The organism is Hominibacterium faecale, from assembly GCF_020734085.1.
Taxonomy (GTDB): Bacteria; Bacillota; Clostridia; order Peptostreptococcales; family Anaerovoracaceae; genus Hominibacterium; species Hominibacterium faecale.
Genome location: NZ_JAJAGH010000008.1, coordinates 334,235 through 353,652, shown reverse-complemented (window position 1 = coordinate 353,652; position 19,418 = coordinate 334,235). Strand labels below are relative to the sequence as shown.

The following is a 19,418-nucleotide window of genomic DNA, read 5'->3' as shown; positions in this document are numbered from 1 at the left end:
TGCTTTTTCCATCTAGCTCCGTCTCTGTAATACCGAACAGGTTTTTTATCTTAATCTTCGTCGTTTTCATTTACTGGTTCCTCCGCTTCTTCTGCTTTCTTGGCTTCAAACCGCTTTGTCGCACAGTTCGCACAAAGCTCTACGCCGTACCGTTTCTTTGTCGACGCCGCGATCTGCCGCGGGCTTTTCCCATCTGACGCCTTGATTGCTGCGCCGCAATCGTCGCAGTAAAACTCTTCTTTTGGCGCAAAGTCCCTGACCCTTACAGCAGGCCCCGTTTCTCCGAACGCAGTGACCACCTCCGTATACAACTGGATCCTGACACCGTGCCAATCCTCGACATATGGGCTTCCGGCCACCTTCTCGATCCGCTTTGAGTTGGTTGAGTTCGCGATCATTGGCTTAACGTCTTTTTCGGCAAAATGGACAACCAGCCCCTCATCTTTCTTGCCTCCATTACCTGTGTATTTTTCTTTCTGTGCATAATCTATTGTTACTACTTTTTCTTCACCCTCATCGAAAGCATATGCTCCGATATAGTCCGGGTTCTGAAATTTTTTCCAATGTGTCTTACTCATTTCTTCTCCTCCATTTGACAAACCTCCTGAATTGGTTTATCCTGTACTTGATTAATTCGATTTGCTCCTGCATCTGGCTCTGCAAAGCCTGCGGGAGCGTTTTCTTTTAATTGCAGTCCGCAGATGATGCAGTAGTTATACTCCGGACCGATCTCTGTGTTGCCGCATCTGGGGCAGGCAGTTAGATTATTCATAGATTTCACCTCGCGCACCTCCCTCATAGACAGCTCGGCCCACTTCCATAAAGTTGGCTCCGTTACTATTGCAGGTTGCATTGATCCTTCGCTTCCCGCCTCCGATAAAGTATACGGTGATGATTTCCCTACCTTCATCACTCTGGTAGGTAATGTCTGCCACATTGCTTCTCGGGTCCTCGATTAGCGCAAGCTTGACCTGCTCCAAAAATTCTTTTTTCTTTTCCATCATTTTTCCTCCCTCAACATCGTCCGGCACATCCCACAAACTGGCCTCCCGCGAAAATCCACTAAATTGTCCATGCTCCCGCAGATGACGCAGCCTGGTTCATACTTTTTCAGGATGACCCGGTCGCCTTCCATAAAGGTTTCAACCTCGTCTCCATTTTCAATCTGCAAGGACCTCCGCAGCTCCCTTGGGACCACAACCCTGCCCAGATCATCGATTCTTCTTACGATTCCAGTGTTTTTCATTGTCTTACTCCTCTCAACTTTTCAATAACTTCCTGCGTCTTCCGGCCTTTACGCTTTTCTTTCAAGTAATTGGAATTTATATCCGATTTTCTCGATGTCCTCAAGGCTCAAAATCTTGCCTTCCTCCGGGCGGCCTAATAGCTTAAAGACGATACATTTTTGCCCTACCTGCTGCTGAAAAAACTGGCGGTTAACTGGCACGTCTCTCTTGAGTAGTGTCGTCAAAATCTCTGATGTAGACTGATGTCCAACTGCACTGTCAATCTCCTGTCCTGCAATAATCTGTTTTGCGTCCTCTAAGGTGATGTCCTTTAAGGTATACTCGCCCGCTGTTGTTAAGATTGATGTGTTTAAAATTCCGATTTTCATTGTTCTCTCCTTTTCTCATATTCCATATTGATATAACATTCCATTCAGCCATAGCGCCGGGAGCATGATCGCCATTCCGATGCCCAGCCATCCGGCAATCTCTAGCAATAACCATTTCATGCCGCTCCCTCTTTTTTTACCGCTGTGGCCTTAATTTCTGCCCCGTATTTTTGACTCAAAATACGTGATAGTGCTTCCATTAATCTGTCAATGTTCATTTTTATACCTCCTATCCGGTTTTCTTTGGCTTGTCTTCGGTTTTTTTCTTTTTATCTTCCACCTTGCTCTCCGCAATCCCTAAAATGTACCCTTTTTCAAATTCCGACATTTTAGAAATAGATTTTGCTACCGCCTTGGCAATTCTCTTTTCTTCGTCGCCCATCTTTTCACCCCCTTTCATTTCCAATAATTTACTTTTTGCGTCATCTCTCCTATAATGTATCTACAGGCCCCGCCAGGCCGAGTACATAGAAAGGAGAAAACGAATGATTAAACTTACCAAGGATACTGATCTTATATTTTGTCAGATTTGCGAAGAATTTTTAACCCGCCGCAAAAATGGAATTGATAAAGAAAACGCGATAATGTTTGGGAATCCTGCCGTTTTGCAAACTCAATTTTTACAAGGAACTCTTGAATCTGACATTAGATCAGCCATCAAGGAACTTCGCAACAAGAAGCTTCTGAAAGCGTATATTGACAACAGCTTTCAACTGACCGATGATGCAATTATTTACATAGAAAATCGTTTCAAAAACAGATTAAAAGAAGTTGTTGATATCATTGCTAAGCTTCGTCCGTAACCTTTTGGCCTGTGCATCCCGAATAAAACTCATCTTTCGCAATGCGCAGGCTCCACCTTGTACTCCCGTCGTCTTCGTATGTTCGCAGATCGAGCTCCTTGACGCAGCACATTGGCTTTCCATTTAATTCAAAAATCCCTTTATTTAGGTCAATGTGAATTGATTCAAGCTTTTTTGTGTCCACCTTTTCACCTCCTAACTGGCCTGATCTAAATAGGCCAAATCTTTAACTTGTTCCAACCGTTTTTTACAGTCCTGATAAATTTCTTTATAATGTTTCTGCATCAAAATTCCCGTGTCAATTACATGTAATATGATATTTTCAATCAATGATAAATTGTTGAGTTGCATTATTGTCGCCTGATTACGGGTTTTAATTCCGGCCATCTTGTTAGCCAATTTTGAGTAAGTCATATAGAGCATGTCCGCATGGGTACTTCCTTGATCTTTGGCATAGTCGACAAGACGTTTTATGGTATCTGTTTCGGCCTTACGTGTTAATTTTCCGGCCTTTCGAGTCTCTATCCACTGTTGGGTAGATTTTTCTTTAATAAAATTTTCCATAGCGTTAAAGGCTTTTATATATTGAAGCTTCCATTCAAGAGCCTTTTTACCTGTAAATCCCATTACCAAGAGAGAAAACCCGTCACGGTTTATCAAGTACAATGGTCTTTTTCTACCACCATCATCTCTATATGATGATTTTATAAACATTTTAGATAAGTGCGATTTTGCGTTTACCTCCAAATCCTCTTGTAGCAACCCAAGTTGTTGATAACCCCTGTTGTTGCACTTATTACACCCCTCGCCATTGCAAGAACACTTTCTCCCTTCGATGGCGTATAGGATTTCTTGATGCCTTTTCCCAAATTTCTCCGCAACCTGTAAGCTATCGCAAACGGCCTCATCATTTTTTAAGAAAACTAAATCTGTAATTGTCCTCACCTCCTCTCTGTTGTATCGCTTTGCATGTTTGCTTGTTAAGCACATTATATGTTTTATTATTGCTATTGTCAAGCATTTATTTTATATTTTTGTGCTTTACAAGCATTTTTTATTATGGTATACTCTTATTACCTGAAAGGGGGTGATCCATTGAAATCGTATGAAAGAGTTAAACACCTAAGAAAAGAAGTCTTGAAACTGACACAACAAGAGTTTTCTGAATCGCTCAATATATCACGCTCAAACATGGGCAATATAGAGATAGGAAGAATAGCGTTAACCGATAGAGTCATTTCTGATATATGTCAAAAATATAATGTAAATGAAGAGTGGCTCCGAACAGGTACAGGGGAAATGTTCAAAGAGCTTACTAGAAGCGAAGCTATCTCAGACTTCATGGTAGACTTATTAAAGGAAGAGGATGAGTCATTCCGAAAAAAGTTTATTGAAGCTTTAGCAAAACTCGATCTCGATGATTGGAGTGACATTGAACGGATCGCAAAAAAAATGACATCAAAAAAGGCTGAGTGATTTACTCAGCCAAGTACCTTTTGATAATGCGATATAAGAGTTTCAGTTTATTCATATCATCCGTTTCATTTACAAGATCAATGATAAGCTTTTTATAATTCAACATGTGCAACACCTCCCCTGGTCGCATTCCGAACTTTCGAACGTATGTTTATTATAGAACAAACGTTCTTTCGAATCAATAAGAAAAATGCTGGTATAAAATTGCAGGTGTGCGCGCACATTGAATTTACTATAGTTTAGCACAAAAAAGTTTTTATTGGGGAATTTGGGGTTAATTGGTAACAATTGGAATAATAGTTTTAATTTTAAAGGAGGAAAAAGTTATGAAATGCCCAAATTGTAAGAGTGAAGATGTTGTAGTGCAAATAGTAGAGCAGGGTTCCAAAACCACAAAGCGGTCAATGGGACGAAAAATGGCAAGGGGAACCGCCGCTATGATGACTGGAGGGCTATCTGTATTTGTTCCAAAACGCAAAGAGCAAACTAAATTTAAAAACGCCAAAGTTGCAGTTTGCCAACATTGTGGAAACTCGTGGGAAGTTAAATAATCTAAAACAAAAGCCCCCATCGCTGGGAGCCAATGCGTACGGTCGTATATGATACAACCTTGTAACTCGCACCTACATTGTATCATGTATGGCCGGGGCATTGCAAGCCCTGGCTTTTGTATACGCAAAAATGCAAAGAAAGGAGACAAAACATGTTTGTAGATGAATCACTATACGGAAAACGAGCGCTAAAATACATACGAGTGTCCACCGCAGAGCAGGCCATAAAAGGCTTTAGCTTGGAGGCTCAGGACGCTGATCTTGACGAGTTTATAAAGGCTCACTACATGGTAACGGTCGGAACATTTATTGACGCCGGAAAAACGGCCAGAAAGAACCTCCACAAGCGAGAGGCGCTCCGGGATATGTTGGAGCATGTAAAACGTGATGAAGCCGACATTATCCTCTTTGTGCGACTCGACCGCTGGACACGTAATATTAAAGACTACTGGAAAGTCCAGGAGGTCCTAGACGCCCATAACGTCCAGTGGAAATGCACACAGGAGCAATATGACACCTACTCAACAAATGGTCGCCTACAGCTTAATTTGAAGCTTGCTATAGCAGAAGATGAAGCTGATCGCACGTCCGACCGGATTAAGGGAATCCAAAAAAATAAAGTTGCGAATGGTGAGGTAATTTCTGGCTCTCTGCCGTATGGACTCAAAATCGACCGATCCAGCGGAAGAAAACGGATCGCTATAGATCAAGAACGGATTGCTGTCACGCTCGACGCTTTTGATCATTTTTTAGCCTGTCAGAGCAGGCGCAAGACTCGAATCTATATCGGGGACAAATACGGTGTACACTGGACCGATCAGACCTTTAAAGCAATGATTTATAATGATCTTTATGCCGGTGAGTATCGCGGAAACAAAGACTATTGCCCGGCCGCTGTGGAAAAACAAAAAATGAATGAAATGCGGCGCATTTGTGAGACTTTACACCAGCACTCACGGACCGGCGTGCATTGTTATCTTTTCTCTGGCCTTGCACGCTGCCAGGTCTGCGGTAATGTTATGCACGGCGTAGCGGACCCGCTAAAGAGCGGCGGACATACCTACTATTACAGATGCAGTAAGCACTATAATTACCATGCCTGCACCAATAATGCCTCCATACGGGAGTCTGTAATCGAGGAATACCTCTTGCAGAATGTCGAGAGGCAAATGAAAGACTATGCAATCAGATACGAAATTACTGCAAAAGAGAACAAGAAACCGCAGGCTGAGAAGGCCAGAATCAGGGCAAAACTGCGAAAACTCAAGGAATTGTATGTAAATGACCTGATCGATTTAAAAGAGTACAAGAAAGATTATGATGCTTACACAAAAAAGCTGGAACAGCTCGAAGAAGCACCGGCACCGGGAGCCAATGTCGAAAAAATCAATGCGTTTCTGGCAAAAGATTTTAAATCCACATACGACGATCTGGACCGTGAGGAAAAGCGGACGCTCTGGAGGTCTGTAATCAAGGCAATTTATATAACCGAGGACAAAGACGTCCAGCCCCCTGTTTTTTTATAAGATGAACTATAGTAAAAGTATGTGTCAGTCATGCCCCGTATTCATGGCCTGAATCATATCCATCACTTCCTTGCCTCTAACCTCACCTACAATAATGCGGTCCGGACGCATCCTCAGGCTGGTTTTAATCAAATCGGCCATCGTAACCTGTCCCTTTTGCTGGACATTGGCTTGTTTGCATTCCATCCTGACCAGATTTTCGATTTGCTTGATCTGAAGCTCTGCCGAGTCTTCGATGAGAATGACCCGCTCATCCTTTGGAATGAAGTTGGATAGAACATTGAGAAAGGTCGTCTTTCCCGAAGAGGTTCCTCCGCTGATAAAGCAGTTATATCCGGCCTTTACCAGTTTTTCTAAAAAATCAGCGGCTTCTCTGGTGATGCTCCCCATTCCAATCAGCGCTCCCATATCGATCGCTTTTTGGGGAAATTTCCGGATTGTCAGAATCGGTCCGTTGAGGGCGATATTTTTGTAAACTGCGTTCACCCTCGATCCGTCCTCCAGCCTGGCATCCACAATGGGATTGAGTTCATTGATCTCCCGATGAACTCTGGCGGCCAGCCGCCGGATTAATTCTTCCAAATCCTCCACCGTATCGAAGGTCAGATCGACCTGTTTCAGTTTTCCTCCCTTTTCGATGAAAATATGATCTTTACCATTGACCATGATCTCCGATACATTGGGATTTTCAATGAAAGGCTGTAAAATATCCAAATCCCTGCGCAGGGAATAGAAAATCCTGCGGATCAGGCTGCGGGTTTCCTTTGGTGACCGCATCGCCAGCCGTTTATCCCGCAGCACATAATCCTCAATGGCTTCCATTGCCTGCTCGTCAGTAATCTCATTTTCATCTGCAGTGGTTAGGGTCGTACGGATCTCTTCAATGATCTGTCCCAAATCTATATCCGGGCCTCGAATTACATTTAACTCCATAATTTACTTTATTTTCCTTTCCTGATGTTAGTATAACGCAAATGGTAAATAATTACAACACCCATTTTTTCGACAAGATTCGACAAATAGAAAAAACCCGGCAGAAGTCCTCTAACACCTCTGTCGGGTCCTAAGCTTAACGCTGCGGCAAGCGATGGCACTGGTCATAGCCGCAAAATCAGATTAAGCTTTATTCTGCCGCCTTTCAGTTGGCTGCATTTATAAGTGGCTCCATGAGACCACACACTAAGAATTGTTCTAGCAATAGAAATCATTGCGGTAAATCAAAAAGCATATCAGTGCGGCAGCCTATCCTTGACTGATTACATATCTTAGCTAAACGAGTCCAAAAAGACCCCATCCGTACATTTCACTGGTTTCTTTCATGGCCCGCGTAAGCTCCGAAGGATAACCCTGTATAATATCCACATCACCTGCCGCCCAGTCCAGCACAGCCTTTGAAAAGGCTATCGGTCTCTTAAAGCCCTTTACGGAAATCAGATCCATATTGTCGTATACCGTATGATTTCCTCTTACAACATCAGCAAACAAGGTTATCTGGGCGATCTCCTTAGCTGCAAAGTTAAGCGCATCGACCACCTGGGGTTCCATTATGACAGGCCACTTTAGCTTTTGTTCCTCCATGATTTCATTCAGTTTTGATTCCACCTCAGGCATACAGCCGCCAATGGCTGCATACGAACAAATATCATTTCCGATAACATCATAGTTGAGTACAAATTTCGTATTTTCAAATATGTCGCGATGCTCAAGCAGATAATATTTACTTCCATGGAGTCCGCATTCGTGACCGGACCAGGCAATGAATCTCATCGTCCTTGCCGGCGGTTTCCCTGCATCAGCAAGCTGCTGGTAGTATCTTGCAAGCTCCATCACCGCAGCCACTGCGGCAGCATCATCCGTAGCTCCCACACTTCCCATTGATGAATCAAGATGCCCGCAGATAATAACGTTTTCCTCAGGCCTGAGTGCACCTTCGATGACACCGATCGTATTCCTGCTGGTACTCATTGCTACATCGAACTGCAGGTTTATGAATATTTCCTTCACATCTTGTTTGAGAAGCTCGCGAGCCGTCTGATAATAAATGACAGCAGTGGGTATCGTATAATCCTCATCCATTGTTTCAAAATTAGCATACACATAAGGTACATCCATGTGGAACTCTCCTGTTGTATATATTACAGCTGCCGCTCCGTATTCCTTAAGTTTTTTGTACATACTGATATCGGGATAGACAAAATATACATCCCTATAAATCAGCACAGCCTTGCCTTTGACATCATTTTCTTCGAATGCCGCAGTGCTGCCGTCCTCGAGGAAAACGAGCGGGAAGGTCTCCCCGCCCTTTGCAGTCGATTTGGAAAACAAAGCAGGAGTATGTCCCAGCTCCGACCATTTTCCTCCGATGTTCGCTTTAAGATTCGACTCAATAACCTTGCAGATCGGCACATCGAATTCATGAATCTCTGTTTTTATGCCATGCTGCTTATAATAATCCAGTATATAATCACTTGCCTTGATAACAGCTTCTGTTCCTGCGAGCCTTACACCGCATTCCTCTGCAAAATATTTTGTATGGTCATATGCCATCTGTTCGATCATTTTTTCCACCTCCCGGTAAACATCTATCATTATCCTTTTTTGGTAATGAGCAGATCCTTAAATTCAGCCAGATCAACATCCTTGCCTTCTTTTCTATCATTGATTGCCTTGATAACGTCATCGTGTCTCTTCTTTGACAACGGATAGATCAGCCCTACAATAGCTATGATCCCGAATATTCCGCCGCATCCGCACACATAAAGCCATTTCAATGAACTCAATGTTTCAGCTGTCTGTACGGCCTCTGCTGAATAACCGATCACCGTCAGCATTACACCACATATGGATATGGAAAGCGCGCCTGCACATTTCTGAATGAACGCAATCAGACCAAAGATTACGCCGTCTGTTCTTTTGCCCGTGCTCAGCTCATTTACATCCACCGTATCCGGGATCATAGCCCATGGCACCTGATAAACCGCAGCAGTCCCCAATGATACCAGCGCTACAAATACACATACCTTTCCCAAATCCCCCGGGCCGATGATAAAGCCTACAAACAGGATCACAACGATTGCCGATTCCAGCAGGGTGATTACCCATGCGATTCTCTTGGATGTTTTTTTGATGATCACATCGACAATCAGTGAAGCAATGCAAGAAGCGATCCCAAGTACCAGGAATGCCGTCGCGATCTGCGCCGAATTGAGCTGCACGTAATATGTAAAGTAGTAAACCATAAGAGAATTGCTGCATGTCATGCCGATAACGCCTACGGCGAAAAGGATCATTACAATTATTACAGACTTATTCTTTATAATCTGTTTGATGGTTGCCTTGTCCAGCTTATTGTCCACGGTAGAATCATGATGACGCTCATAGCCTTTCGTCGTTTTCCATATGATAAAGATGCACACAAGTGCCACTGCCATATATACTGCCAGGGTGCAGCTCCAGCCATAGTCGGAATTCTCGAAGAACTGACCGAAGAATTCCGTTAACAACAGGAATGGACTGTATGCCATTACGACCACCATTGCAAAGAAGTTTTTCAATGTGGCAAGGGTAGAACGTTCATCATAATCGATTGTCATTTCCGATCCCAGCGCCGAACAGGAAATGTCCAGCACAGTCTGTGCAGTGTAGTACAAAATGATGACAACGACGAAATATACCTTAGATACCTGTTCACTGAAACCGAAATTAGTAAACAATAAAATACTGATAAGGGCAAATGGTATAGCCACACCTATGATAAGTGGTCTTCTCCTGCCCTTTTCGCTCTTGATCCCGTCTGATATTGAGCCGACAAGAGGATCGGAAATAGCATCCCAAACAGTTCCCAATGAGATCATCGCTCCGGCAAACGCCGCTGATATTCCTACAATATCTGTGAAGAAATAAAGCCCGTAGGCGCTGAAAATAGTCCAGGTGATAAAGCTGGAATATCCCGATAGCCCATAAGCCAGTTTGACTTTCAGCGGGAGCTTTTCATTAACATTCATCGCTGTATTGTTATCCATAAGTTCTCCTCCTTTAATTAAAAAAATATATACTTCGCAATTGTTAGTTGAAGTATATATCTTTACGAGGAATTATTATATTGTCCTGCAGTCTTAAAAACGAGAATAAAATTAGAACTTTTTGAATATTTGGTAAACCGGAGTTCTACTTAGCATGCAATTTTTTGATCAAGGCAACTCTGTTATGCACGCCGTATTTGTAAAAAATATTGTATATATGCTTTTTGGTCGTGGATACAGATATAAAAAGCATCTTTGCTATTTCTTCGTTCGTACAGCCCTTGACAATCAGCTCAGTGATCTCGCGCTCCCTGCTTGTCAGTATTTGATCACCCAGAGAGGCTTCACTTTTCCTCATGTTCATGTGATCAATTACTGCATTGGCAATGTGTGATTTCAAAACATCAAGTATAAATACTTCCTTTTCATTGAAATCACCCCACTGCTCGCTCCTGAAAAAGCTGATCACTCCCAGGCTCTGTCCTTCTTTTATCAAAACGATACCCGCTGCATATTCCAGATTCTGCGGTTTATAATATTTTTTATAAAACTCGATGTCTTTCCTGATATCCTTGTCAATCAAGTCCGATTCCAGGTAAACAATCGAATCTTTGCATGCCAGCAAATTCTTCAAATGGCCCTGGTCCGATCCAAAATCCTCAAAGAGGCGCCTGTATTTTTCCTGAACATTTTCATATACAGACATTTTCACATTCACTTCATCCGGTTTTTGTTGCCCCAGTTCAAGCACCTGAAAGCAGCTCTGGTCATATGGTATCAATGCCCTTATATCCGACAAGAACAGATCCATCAATTCTTCAAGCTCTGCAGCACCATACATGTCAAGCAGTATATTGCTCAACGTCTGCACCTCGTTGTTCTTGAAATTAGGCATGATTACCGTTCCTTTCTCCTTTGTAAAACAAACTACTGTACCGTAAAAGTAGTACGGCAGTACAATAATATTCTTCCAAAGTAATACTTTTATATGATGAATATACAGAATAAAGACAATTTAAAATCCATTTTTTCTATGATAATATTTTTAATATACGAAAGCAAGGAGTATCTTTTGAATAAACAATTAGGAGTAGTTCTTGACAGATGCTTCGACGAGATGATACTTAAACTGCAGGATCTCATCAGAACAAAATCCACTGCTGGCCTCGATGATGCGGCGGAGGATGCTCTTTACCAACATGCAAAATAGATCAGCAGAAAGGAAAGGTAACCTTAAGATGATGAATGAGAGAGCTTATGAGCACACAAAATATTTTGTAGAGGAATGCGGCATACGAGTTGCAGGTACCGAGTCCGTTATCAAAGGCAGTGACTACATACTGGATTATTATAAAAAGTACGGCATCAAAACGGAAACACATGAATTCGACGTACCGGTTTGCGAAATCTTGAAATCCCAGCTCAAGGTCAGGGAAAAGGGCGATTGGGTCAGCTTAAATCATACACCTGCCCTGTTTTCAAGATCGACCAAACCGGGAGGTGTGACCCTGCCCCTCGTATATGTGGAGGATGGAAGCGTTGCGAATCTCAGGTCCGGTGATGTCAAAGGCAAAGCCGTCCTGATCTGCAGAGATGCGTATATGGTCTATCCTGACATCAAGATGTATAAACGGCTGAAAGAATTTGATGTCGCTGCAGTCATCTATACGTCCGGCGAAGGACATTGGGATGTTCCGTATGTCTATGCCAATTTTGAAACCATGGATGAGGATTACACGATTCCTACCGCGGTGATACACTCAAGCACTGCCAAAGAAATCGTATTAAATAACGTCAGCGAAGTATTCCTCGACATACAGTTCAACGTCAGCCTGAAAAAGAGCAGAAACACACTTGGTATCATTGAAGGAAGCAAATATCCGGAGCAGAGCGTTGTCGTATGCGCCCACCTTGATTCCACAGTCGGAAGCACAGGTGCTGTTGATGATGCTACAGGCGTAGCCGTAGTGATGGAGCTTGCAAGATACTATCAGGAATTGGAAAATAAGGGAATACAGCCGGACAGGACCATCAGGTTCATCGCCTGGTCCGGTCACGAATGCGGAATTCACGGAAGCAAATTCTATTTGCTGGACCATCCCCATATCTTTGATAACATTAGCTTTGTCCTTAATTTTGACGGCATCGGCAGCGTTCTGAGCAACTATTCGGCAGTAGGCGGATGCACACCCAAAATCGAAGCCAAGCTCAATGAAATCACCCGTTCACTTGATCTTGACTGGCCGATCGTCATGGAACCCGCAGTAGTAGATGCTCTTAATTTTGCAGCTAAGGAAATTGCCCATATCACGCTCTTCGCAGGAGTCGGCTGCGGCTGCCATACAAAATACGACACGATGGATCTCGTCTCCGCAGCCGGATTCAACAGCCCGTTCATATTCTCGAAGGCTGTTATTGATTGGGCAGTCGGTGAAGATAAAATCGAACACGGTTTCCCGCCGGAGCTGGCCGAAGCATTGAAGGAAACTAGTAAAATGTACGGATGGGGGCTGTTCGGTCTTGTTTGAGCGAATGTTCAAACAAGGCCTCGTTCAAAAATCATATTACTTATCTTCCAATTGTCTTTCCACATCTGCCATTCTGCCTGTCACCAATTCCGCCGATAAATACACCTGTCCGCATACCGGGCACCTGGGCGCCTTGTACCAGAAGGACTTGCCCAGATAGCGAAATTGTACCTGAGCCTCTTCCAGTCTCGCCTGACAAGCATCACAGATCAGGCTTGACTTTTCTTCCATTCCAAACCGCCTCCAGTTCAATTTCCATCCTGTGGGTATATACATCTTTAATAACATAAACTTCGCCCGCCAGTTCATACCTGATCCAGCAGGTAATATAGTTCAGCTTGGCATAACAAACATAGGTACGGCTTCTTTCATCATAAATCCGTCTCCCCGTTTTTCTGCTTTCCTTAATAACCTGCCGAACATCTTCTTCCACCAGCCTGAGGGATTGGAGCTTCTTGCTGATTTCCCCATCGATCTCAATCTCAAAATCATATTTTTTCCCATGGCAGGCCCCCTTTTCCTTCCACAGCCGGTCCAGCAAGGTTTCTTTCAGAAAGGCCCGGTTGCTGCGCCTTGTCGTATAATCAGGACTGACTGCATCAAACCCATTGATCGAAAACAGGAGATCCAGCACATGGATTACCGGCTTTCTCTCATCAAGAAATACGTCCCGGCAATTGATGCAATAGGTAAGATACGGTTTTTCATTTAATCGGCTTCTTTGGGCCCCAACAAATTTAGTAAACTCCGGATTGGCTACAGCCCCATCCCCGCCGAAGCCGCAGCAGCCGTAAGCGCCATCAGGCGAAAGCTCCTCTGCCTTGATCCCCGTCTTTTCTAAAAGGGATCTGATCGATTCTTTCATATGCGGATTGTGTCTCGCAGAACAGGGATCGAAGATGGAAAAAACCGTGCTGCCGATTTCCGGACTTAAATCCCGTATCGGCCATTTTCCGCTGCATTCCATCAGTTCATAGAGGGATATCACCGTTATTTCAGGAAGAGATTCCTTGAAATAACGGATACAGGAGGGACAGGCCGCAATCAATTTGGGTCGCCCCAGTTGTTCCCAATCCCTCTTCAAGCTTTGCTGCTGTTTTCTCTGCAGCTCTTCATCGCCCGCCCAGGAAGCGTGGATCCCGCAGCATCTTATGAGCAGTCCCATGTTTTTAAACTGCTTCAAAAGCCAGCCGTAAGTCTGCTCAACATATCTGGGATCGGCTGCACCTAAGTTGCAGCCCGGAAAAAAAGCGTATTCAGAAACGTCCGTTCCCGGAGCATGTCTGCAAATCTTCGACACGCTGCTGCCGGCGTGCTCCATATCATCCAGCCAGAACCCATGATAAGCCGGCGGCATCTTCTTCTGCCTGTGCAGCGATTTCCTGGCTTTTAAGATCATTTTTCCCAGCTCAATCTGCGCCGGACATTCGTCTCCCATGACTCCGCATTGGGTGCAGGTATTGACCAGACGCAGCGCGGGAGCCTTGTGGATCATGGATTCTCCGGGCATGGCTGTGGTCGCGATCTCTTCACGCATAGCCAGAGGCCATTTATCATAGAAATTTACCAAATCGCACTGCTTACGGCAAACATCGCACTGGCACCGGATGCACCTGCTTGCTTCCAATTCCGTTTCCTCTTCGGTCAGCATTCCGCCGCTGGCAGGCACAATCGGTTCTTGCGGCTCAACCCCTTTGAGATCGGGCCTCACCTTGGTTGGCTCTCTCTTCTTGTAATAATCCAGCTTTCCCGCCTTGATAAAAACATCGATGGCAGCGGCGGCATCAATACCATCGGCAATGGAAGCAACAACCTCCTTGCCGTTGAGAGCACCGCCGCCCAATACCACCATACCGTCCTTCAAAGAACAATGGGCCGTTTCTTTTAACGTATCAAAATGTCTGCCGCCTTCTCCGGTCGCCGCATAGATGCAATCAAAGGAATAGGACTTGAGCTCATCCAGGTCATGAATTTCCATTCCGGTTTTTACTTGATCGTACTCCTTATCCAGCTGGCGCTTGATCTCCTGCAGATATAATTCTTCAGGAAGCAGCATCTTCAGCTGTCCTCCGATCTGCTGCTCTTTTTCAAAGATGATGACCGTATATGCCTTTTCCAGCAGCTTGACCGCGCACGCAAGACCACTGATTCCTGCGCCGATTATGCCGATCCTGCCGGATTTGGGAGGCAAGTTGTATTTGGGCGGCTTTTTCTTTTTCGCTCTGCCCACGCAAGCCTCCTCCAGCAGCCGCAGCTTGACCGCGCCGTCCAGGTCCTTTCTCGGGCAGGCCAGGCTGCAGTACTCAGGACAGAGCCTGGCGACGATTTCCGGAAACAGTACGGCATTTCTGTAAGTTTTATAAGCCCTGTCGTATTTATGCCGCACGATTTTATCCTGGAAATCCAGCACATCCAAATGAAATGGACATGCGTTGACACAGCCGGCCTCTTCCCTCTGCAGACAGTTTTCAAATTGTTTATAATAGGTATCCATCGACCTACAAGCTCATGGGCTTTTCCTTGATTGCTTCCAGTTCATCATAAAAGTCGGAGCCCAAAAAATATGTTTCAGGAACGTTTGGATTTGGCTCCCCTTTAGCAAGGGCCTCTATCCCGGCCTTAACCTTTTCAGGCGTGGCGGGAAGCTCATGGATCCTCACGCCGCAGGCATGATTGATGGCATTCAAAACAGCCACATGATTTCCTGACTGAAAGCCTTCCGAGCAGCCGGAGGAGCCCCAGGGACCTCTGGCGTTTTCACCGTTCATATGGATCAGCGTCATATCGTCGGGGATATCCTTAATGGTGGGAACGCCGGCCGCCAGCATATTGGTATGCTTTCTGACATCCTCATAGTCTTCGGAAAGGGCGAATCCGATGGAATGTGAAATTCCGCCGTAGGCCTGTCCGTCAAGGGACTGTACATTGCCAACCTTACCCACTTCATCGACGCATCGGAACCCTTCCACCGTCGTCTTTCCTGTACGCATATCTACCGCTGCCTCTGCCAGGAATAAGGTGTAAATATACGCATAGGCAGGATTGCCCATTCCTTCATTGGGCTCGATCTCCACCAGGTCATCCCATTCGCTGGCTGCTGTCCAGTCGCCGTTGTATTTGGTCGGGATCCCCTCCGCTGCCATTTCATCATAGGTTCGATAAGTGCCGTCTTCCTTTCGCATTGCGTCCGTAAGATTCTTTGCCGCCAATATGGTAGCCTTTCCGTTGGCGAAATGGGATCTGGAACCCGCCGATTCGCCGGTGTTGGGACAAAGCTTGGTATCGGCCTGTACTAAGCGTATATCCTCAGGCGTGACCTGGGGGAAGTACTGTCTCAATGCCTGAAGGGTATGGATCAGGGAACCGGCATCCCCGCCCTGCCCCTGATCCTGCCAGGTATCGTATTTGGTGAACTTGCCGTCGGGCCTCAGCTCGATAGCCACGCTGGCTTCATCGACTGCTCCCAGACCTACAGTGTATCCTCCCCAGGCAAGGCCCACGCCTTTGCGCACAGAACCATCCGTGGCTGCATTAAATTCCTCTGCTTTTTTCTTGGCCTCCTCATACATGGGCTTCATCTTATCCATCATTGCTTCCATGGGGTATTCTAGGAAGGGCACCTGGTTGATGTTGTCCTGTCCGGGCCTTGCGATATTCTTATAACGGAATTCAAATGGATCCATGCCTGCCTTTTCTGCCAGCATATCGATGAGGGCCTCCCCGCATGTGAAGGCCTGGGGCGCGCCGTATCCTCTGTACGCGGTCCCAAAGGCGTGATTGGTTATGGCGACTCTCGACAGTCCCAAGGCATTGGGCACATAGTAGGGGTAAAAGATGAACCGCAGCATACGGATAATCTTATCGTCACCCATTTCATGATACGCGCCGTGATCCATGCCCGCGTCAAATTCTCCGGCGAGGATCTTCCCTTCCGCATCACACGCCAGGCGGCCGTTCATATAGGCCGGGGAACGCTTTCCTGAGAGAGCTATAAACTGGGCGTAATCAATGTGGAGGGCCACCGGCATCCTGGTCAGCTTAGCAGCCATTGCACAGAGGGCATAGGAACCTGCGTTCATGGCCCAGCCGAAGGATCCGCCCGTGGGATTTTCAACAACCCTTATGTTTTCGATCTCTTCTCCCAAAGCTTCTGCAATATCATCCCGGTCAAAATAGTTGGTCATGCTCTTGCACTGAACGGTCAGCAGTCCATCCTCATCATAGTAGGACTGAACCGTATCCCCTTCAATGGAAAGGTGGGGCTCCCTCGACGAATAAAAGCTGCCTTCTACCGAAAAGGCCGCTTCCTCGATCAGCTTCGGAACATCGTCTGCGGCGCCCTTGCGAAGAGGATGCTGGCAGTAAATATTGGGCATACCAGGATGGATTTCCATGGCATCCGGCAGCACGGCTTCCAGATAGTTCATATACTCCGGTAATTGCTCGTATTCCATCTTCACCAGTTCCGCCGCTTCTTGGGCTCGGGCTTTCGTGTCCGCCACCGCGATGGCAATCACATTGCCCCAGCTTATGATTTTTTCATCTTGTATGAGCTTGTGAACCTGATCGTAGGGCAAGGTTCTGGGCGAAAACGTATAAGCCATGAGTGCATTCTTGCATCCCGCTTTCTGGACATCTTTGGCCGTTATAATCTGCACCACTCCCGGCGCCTTTTCTGCTTCGGATGTATCGATGCGGATGATGTTGGCATGGCTCGTCACTCTTGGCATGACCAAAACCGCCTGCAGCGTTTCCTCCGGCATCTTCAAAGCCACATCATCACCGAAATCACAGACACCGCATGCCTTTGCCAAAGCATTGGGCCTTATCAGCGGCTTGCCGTAAAGATCCGTTTCCTTTTCCCACTTAAAGCGGATATCTTCCAGGGTCTTTTCTCCCCGCAGGATAGCGGCCGCTTCCATGACCCCATCGACAATCTGCTTGTACCCGGTGCACCTGCAAATATTACGATGCTTTTGGAACCAATCCCGCACTTCTTCCCTGGAAGGCGCCTGGTTTTCTTTGAGCAGCTGATAAGCCGACATGATGAAACCCGGCGAGCAGAAACCGCACTGGATTGCTGCCGTATGTACGAATGCGTATTGCAGCGGATGCGGGTTCATTGGATTCCCGATCCCCTCAATGGTGACCACTTTGCTGAAATCCTTGATCCCTTTTATTTTTCTGGTGCAGGATCTCACCACTTTATCATCAAGAACAACGGAGCATGCTCCGCATACGCCGGTTCCGCATCCGACTTTTGTTCCGGTCAGCCCCAGTCTCCTGAGTACAGATGCCAGCGTGTCCTGATCCGGATCGCAGACAAAGGTCCTGTCCGCGCCATTTATTGTAAGTGTTTTTTTTGAAAGTTTCATATCTTCTTTTATGGCGCGTCTTGATCAACGCGCCATACTCTCCTTTATCTTATTTGTCTGTGATCATAATCCCCCGATACAGCAAGCGTTCCAACAAAAGTATTATTCGTCCCACTTGATTCTTAAATGTTTCATTTCCTGAAGGGGAATCGGTTCAAAGCATTTTTTCTTGAGCTTGAATTTTACCCAAAGAACCGCGTACAAGAAGAAGCCCAGCATGAACAGGCATGATTTTGAACCCGCATCCCAGCCTGATGAGTAGATGACAAAGACACAGGCCGCCAGGCCAATGATCTGCGGCAGCGGCATGAAGGGCGACTTGAACGGTCTGTGGAGCTTTGGATATTTTTTCCGCAGAATCAAACATTCCACCTGGACCATGACATAAGAAACCAGCCAGCCCACACAAGCGATGGAAATAAAGTAATTGACGGTTTCAATACTGATGGGTACGACCAATGGAATGCACAGAAGGATGCATACGAAGAAAATGGCAACCCACGGCGTTCTGAATTTGGGGTGGAGATATGCGAAAATTTTCGGCATCATCCCGTCTCTTGCAAGACCGTACAACATTCTTGGAGGTCCTGCCATGTGGGCTTCGGCAGCGCTTCCGCCTGCTAAAACGGTGGCAATGATCAGTGCCACGCTTCCCCATGTTCCGAACATGGTCTCCGCGGCTAACATCTGCGGTAAATCCGAGGCAGCCAGATCGTCCATAGGGATATACTTGAGGACGGCAAGGCCGAAAACGCAGTCTACGACGAAGATGGCCACGATTCCAAAGAACTGCGCTTTGTAGATCGTTTTCCCCGGATCCTTGATTTCCTCCGCCATCGGGCACAGATATTCATTTCCAATATAAAGCCAGAATGCCGTTGTAAAGTATGGCATCATAGCGCTGAATCCCTCTTCCGGGAAAAAGGGCGCTGCTTCCGATAGCTTTTCAGAAACGGTGCCAATTTCAAAATGGCCCATCAGCCCCATCACAAACAGCAGCCCCATCATGGATACGGCCAGCAGCAATTGGGATCTTCCCAGAACCTCAATGCCAAATAAGTTCATCAGCAGGAATACGACCACTAACACCAGCGCGGTGATCTTATAAGGGATGGGTACTAATAATTCCAAACATTGCCCTGCGATGAAGGTTTCCATGGCGCCGGCCGTGCATATTAAAATAAAATAGCCGGTTAATACGCCGAATATAGCCATCGACCGACCCATGGTAGGAAGGGTGTAATCGACGATCATTCCTGCGCTGGGTATGCTGGTGGCCACTTCCGAATAGGACGTGGCGATGATCATGCACACGATTCCCAGGGCAGCCGCCATCAGCGTAAAGGCCGGCCCCAATGTTCCGAAAGCATTCAAAAACGATACGATCGGCGTGCTTGCGACAACGATTCCAATTACAAAGCCCCAGGACTCCCAAAAGCCCATATGCTCTTTCAGCGTTACTTCTTGCTTTGCATGTTGTGTCATTTATATTCTCCTCTCTATTTATCATGATAAGTTATGC

General features: G+C 45.8%; 21 protein-coding genes. 5 read left to right on the top strand and 16 right to left on the bottom strand.

All coding sequences use genetic code 11. The features are described from left to right. Positions 1–50: 50 nt before the first annotated feature. From LG211_RS13050 to LG211_RS13025, 6 genes are all read right to left on the bottom strand, one after another. Entirely contained in the window at positions 51–578 is a 528-nt protein-coding gene (locus tag LG211_RS13050) for a hypothetical protein (RefSeq protein WP_148399153.1), read from the bottom strand. Beyond that, a complete protein-coding gene (locus LG211_RS13045; protein WP_148399152.1) occupies positions 575–772 on the bottom strand; it encodes a hypothetical protein in 198 nt (65 codons plus the stop codon). Before LG211_RS13045 ends, LG211_RS13050 begins: the two co-directional genes overlap by 4 nt. Continuing rightward, the gene (locus LG211_RS13040; RefSeq protein ID WP_148399151.1) at positions 765–1,004 is read right to left on the bottom strand and encodes a hypothetical protein; all 240 of its coding nucleotides are present in this window, start codon (positions 1,002–1,004) and stop codon (positions 765–767) included. Before LG211_RS13040 ends, LG211_RS13045 begins: the two co-directional genes overlap by 8 nt. After that, a complete protein-coding gene (locus LG211_RS13035; RefSeq protein ID WP_148399150.1) occupies positions 1,001–1,246 on the bottom strand; it encodes an AbrB/MazE/SpoVT family DNA-binding domain-containing protein in 246 nt (81 codons plus the stop codon). Before LG211_RS13035 ends, LG211_RS13040 begins: the two co-directional genes overlap by 4 nt. Before the next feature lie 48 nt (positions 1,247–1,294). Next, positions 1,295–1,615, bottom strand: coding sequence for an STIV orfB116 family protein (locus LG211_RS13030; protein WP_148399149.1), 321 nt, complete (start codon positions 1,613–1,615; stop codon positions 1,295–1,297). A gap of 229 nt (positions 1,616–1,844) precedes the next feature. Beyond that, the gene (locus LG211_RS13025; RefSeq protein WP_269477711.1) at positions 1,845–1,997 is read right to left on the bottom strand and encodes a hypothetical protein; all 153 of its coding nucleotides are present in this window, start codon (positions 1,995–1,997) and stop codon (positions 1,845–1,847) included. Positions 1,998–2,100: 103 nt separating this feature from the next. On the opposite strand from LG211_RS13025, the gene LG211_RS13020 reads away from it, so the two are divergent. Then, on the top strand, positions 2,101–2,418 hold the full coding sequence (locus tag LG211_RS13020) for a hypothetical protein (RefSeq protein ID WP_269477710.1): 318 nt from the start codon (positions 2,101–2,103) through the stop codon (positions 2,416–2,418). Here LG211_RS13020 and LG211_RS13015 read toward each other — a convergent pair. Further along, entirely contained in the window at positions 2,402–2,602 is a 201-nt protein-coding gene (locus tag LG211_RS13015; protein ID WP_269477709.1) for a hypothetical protein, read from the bottom strand. The genes LG211_RS13020 and LG211_RS13015 overlap by 17 nt on opposite strands. An 11-nt stretch (positions 2,603–2,613) precedes the next feature. Continuing rightward, positions 2,614–3,363 (bottom strand): Rha family transcriptional regulator, encoded by a 750-nt coding sequence (locus LG211_RS13010; protein ID WP_269477708.1) that lies wholly within the window; start codon positions 3,361–3,363, stop codon positions 2,614–2,616. Between the two features lie 150 nt (positions 3,364–3,513). On the opposite strand from LG211_RS13010, the gene LG211_RS13005 reads away from it, so the two are divergent. The 3 genes from LG211_RS13005 to LG211_RS12995 all read left to right on the top strand — a co-directional run bounded on the left by LG211_RS13005 (position 3,514) and on the right by LG211_RS12995 (position 5,971). Beyond that, positions 3,514–3,894, top strand: coding sequence for a helix-turn-helix domain-containing protein (locus tag LG211_RS13005; RefSeq protein ID WP_269477707.1), 381 nt, complete (start codon positions 3,514–3,516; stop codon positions 3,892–3,894). A gap of 326 nt (positions 3,895–4,220) precedes the next feature. Next, a complete protein-coding gene (locus LG211_RS13000) occupies positions 4,221–4,445 on the top strand; it encodes a hypothetical protein (protein ID WP_269477706.1) in 225 nt (74 codons plus the stop codon). A 152-nt stretch (positions 4,446–4,597) separates the two neighbouring features. Beyond that, positions 4,598–5,971: a recombinase family protein gene (locus tag LG211_RS12995; RefSeq protein WP_269477705.1), complete on the top strand. Its 1,374-nt coding sequence runs from the start codon at positions 4,598–4,600 to the stop codon at positions 5,969–5,971. A 24-nt stretch (positions 5,972–5,995) separates the two neighbouring features. On the opposite strand, the gene LG211_RS12990 is transcribed toward LG211_RS12995, so the two are convergent. From LG211_RS12990 to LG211_RS12975, 4 genes are all read right to left on the bottom strand, one after another. Continuing rightward, positions 5,996–6,904, bottom strand: a complete 909-nt coding sequence (locus tag LG211_RS12990) for a CpaF family protein (protein WP_269477704.1) — start codon at positions 6,902–6,904, stop codon at positions 5,996–5,998. Between the two features lie 336 nt (positions 6,905–7,240). Continuing rightward, positions 7,241–8,530: a M28 family peptidase gene (locus LG211_RS12985; RefSeq protein WP_253019766.1), complete on the bottom strand. Its 1,290-nt coding sequence runs from the start codon at positions 8,528–8,530 to the stop codon at positions 7,241–7,243. A 29-nt stretch (positions 8,531–8,559) separates the two neighbouring features. After that, on the bottom strand, positions 8,560–9,993 hold the full coding sequence (locus LG211_RS12980) for an MFS transporter (RefSeq protein ID WP_148398953.1): 1,434 nt from the start codon (positions 9,991–9,993) through the stop codon (positions 8,560–8,562). 145 nt (positions 9,994–10,138) lie between these two features. After that, positions 10,139–10,888 carry a LuxR C-terminal-related transcriptional regulator gene (locus tag LG211_RS12975; RefSeq protein WP_253019768.1) on the bottom strand — a complete coding sequence of 250 codons (750 nt, stop codon included), beginning with the start codon at positions 10,886–10,888 and terminating at the stop codon, positions 10,139–10,141. A 343-nt stretch (positions 10,889–11,231) separates the two neighbouring features. Here LG211_RS12975 and LG211_RS12970 point away from each other — a divergent pair, with 343 nt between their 5' ends. Then, on the top strand, positions 11,232–12,521 hold the full coding sequence (locus LG211_RS12970; RefSeq protein ID WP_269477703.1) for a M28 family peptidase: 1,290 nt from the start codon (positions 11,232–11,234) through the stop codon (positions 12,519–12,521). A gap of 36 nt (positions 12,522–12,557) precedes the next feature. Here LG211_RS12970 and LG211_RS12965 read toward each other — a convergent pair whose 3' ends face one another. The 4 genes from LG211_RS12965 to LG211_RS12950 all read right to left on the bottom strand — a co-directional run bounded on the left by LG211_RS12965 (position 12,558) and on the right by LG211_RS12950 (position 19,381). Continuing rightward, the gene (locus LG211_RS12965; protein WP_269477702.1) at positions 12,558–12,752 is read right to left on the bottom strand and encodes a DVU_1557 family redox protein; all 195 of its coding nucleotides are present in this window, start codon (positions 12,750–12,752) and stop codon (positions 12,558–12,560) included. After that, on the bottom strand, positions 12,724–15,015 hold the full coding sequence (locus LG211_RS12960; RefSeq protein WP_253019771.1) for a pyridine nucleotide-disulfide oxidoreductase/dicluster-binding protein: 2,292 nt from the start codon (positions 15,013–15,015) through the stop codon (positions 12,724–12,726). The genes LG211_RS12965 and LG211_RS12960 overlap by 29 nt, the downstream gene beginning before the upstream one ends. A gap of 4 nt (positions 15,016–15,019) precedes the next feature. Beyond that, on the bottom strand, positions 15,020–17,896 hold the full coding sequence (locus LG211_RS12955) for a molybdopterin-dependent oxidoreductase (protein WP_269477701.1): 2,877 nt from the start codon (positions 17,894–17,896) through the stop codon (positions 15,020–15,022). A gap of 102 nt (positions 17,897–17,998) precedes the next feature. After that, entirely contained in the window at positions 17,999–19,381 is a 1,383-nt protein-coding gene (locus LG211_RS12950; protein WP_227755287.1) for an APC family permease, read from the bottom strand. Positions 19,382–19,418 lie beyond the last annotated feature (37 nt).